Annotated in this window: 2 protein-coding genes; both read left to right on the top strand. The window is 37.8% G+C overall.

The features are described 5' to 3' along the window. The first annotated feature begins 126 nt into the window (after positions 1-126). Entirely contained in the window at positions 127-1,116 is a 990-nt protein-coding gene (locus FGS84_RS30535; RefSeq protein ID WP_138311881.1) for an ISL3 family transposase, read from the top strand. Between the two features lie 104 nt (positions 1,117-1,220). Beyond that, positions 1,221-1,928: a transposase gene (locus FGS84_RS31155; RefSeq protein ID WP_171042755.1), complete on the top strand. Its 708-nt coding sequence runs from the start codon at positions 1,221-1,223 to the stop codon at positions 1,926-1,928. Positions 1,929-1,995 lie beyond the last annotated feature (67 nt).

The following is a 1,995-nucleotide window of genomic DNA, read 5'->3' as shown; positions in this document are numbered from 1 at the left end:
GGTTCTTTCTGGACTTTGGGTATTACAAGAAAAAGTAGATACGAGAGTATCTACTTTTTCTTTACCTAATCACTTCTTATTTTTGGGTATTTATGGTATAATAGAGTTATCAAAAGATGAAAGAAGATGAACAGATTGAAGTATTTTCCGACACAAGATTATTCTTTTCTGTTAGATGAAAATCACTACGTTTATGACCATGTTGAAAATGAAGACAGCTTACATATCTATATCAAATCGAAAGAACATGGCTGTTGCTGTCCTATTTGTGGAAAAATGAGTCACAAGCTTCATTCTACTTACAGAAGGAAATTTCAGGATACCCCTATCCGGTGTAAGCAGACTTTCTTACATGCAAACGTGTATAAATATGGCTGCGAGAATCCTGACTGCGAATGTAAGGTTTTTATGGAGGATCTCCCATTTGCAAAAGCTTCCCAGGTACGCACAGATGCTCTTAATACGTTGGTCCTTGCTGTTTCAATGTTTCTCAGTAATGAGGGTGCAAGTAAAGTATTGGCCCTGCTCGGTGTTCAAATCAGTAATGATACCATACAGCGGCTGTACGACAGAATCGAATTCGTAGATAATCCGGATGTGGAAGGAATTGGTGTTGACGATGTCGCAATCCGAAAAGGTCAGACATATGCTACTGCCATTTATGACTTGAAGGATCATCATTTGATAGCATTGCTGGACGGACGTGATGGTGAACCATTGAAAGAATGGTTGAAATCACATAATAAAGTACGGCTTGTTGCAAGAGACCGGGCAAACGCATATGCTTCTGCTATCAGTGAAATACTGCCGGACTGCGTTCAGGTAGCTGACCGGTTTCATTTATTGCAAAATCTTCTTGAATATATGAAAGATATTTTTAAAGAGGAAATGCCGGCCAAACTATACATTCAAGACGAAAGGGTATCTGAAAATGCACCAGATAAAATACTGCGGGAAAAAGCTCCGGATAACTCCCTGCTTGACAGCCTGCACTATGATAATACCTCTCCCAGAGATTCTGACGGAAACGAGTTGCTTTATGATAATAAAAAGCATGATTTAAACTCAGCACAATACCAACATCATGAAGAAATGCGGAAAAAAAACAGCAAATAATCCGGGACATACAGGAATACTGGGACAAGCAAAAGAAACCACGGCTAAAAAATATAACAGAAACGTTTGGAATATCGTTATTGACAGCAAAGAGATATCTGGCTATGACCCAAGAAGATATTTCTCGTTTGGACAATCCCAATCATTATAAAAAACGGGAATCATCTATGAATGTATGGTTGAATGTCATTTACAAGATGATGGCCGATGGCTGCAGCAACGAACTGATTTATTTTTATATCAAGCGGCAAAAGGTATTTCACGAATCTGAGCACATACTTGCAGACTATATTTATCTGATTGGGAAAAACAACTTTCCAGACAGAACCCCGTTTAATGCAAAAACAACGATGGAGTGGGTGCTGCCATCAGAAGTAATCATAATCACCAGGACGGATTTGCTCAAATATATTTTGACCTGTAATCCAAAAAAGAAACGTGACTCAAATATTGAAAAATATATCAGCCAGATAAAAAGCCTTTATCCTGTTGTAGAAAAAGTTGAAACCATGTTCAAAGAATTTCACGCATTGTTAATGGGAAGGGATGAAACAAAACTGGATGAATATTTAGAAAAGTATGGTGAGAGTAAGCTGGAATCTTTCTGCAATGGCATAAAAAAGGATATCACTCCGGTCAAGAATGCGATATCCCTTTCTGTAAGCTCTGGATTTGTTGAAGGAAACAACAACAAATTCAAAGTCCTCAAACGTATTGTATATGGTAGAAGCGGATTAGTCAATCTGGAGAAGAAATGTAAATTGGCTTTTCTTCCTAAAAATCAGGATTTTTCACTTTCTGCATTGTTATAAAACAAGCTGGTATCGAACCGATACCAGCTAATGTTTTATAAGGAATACCCAAAGTCCAGAAAGAACC

The organism is Clostridium sp. 1001271st1 H5, from assembly GCF_005845215.1.
Lineage (GTDB): Bacteria > Bacillota > Clostridia > Lachnospirales > Lachnospiraceae > Enterocloster.
This window is presented reverse-complemented; position numbering and strand designations above follow the sequence as displayed.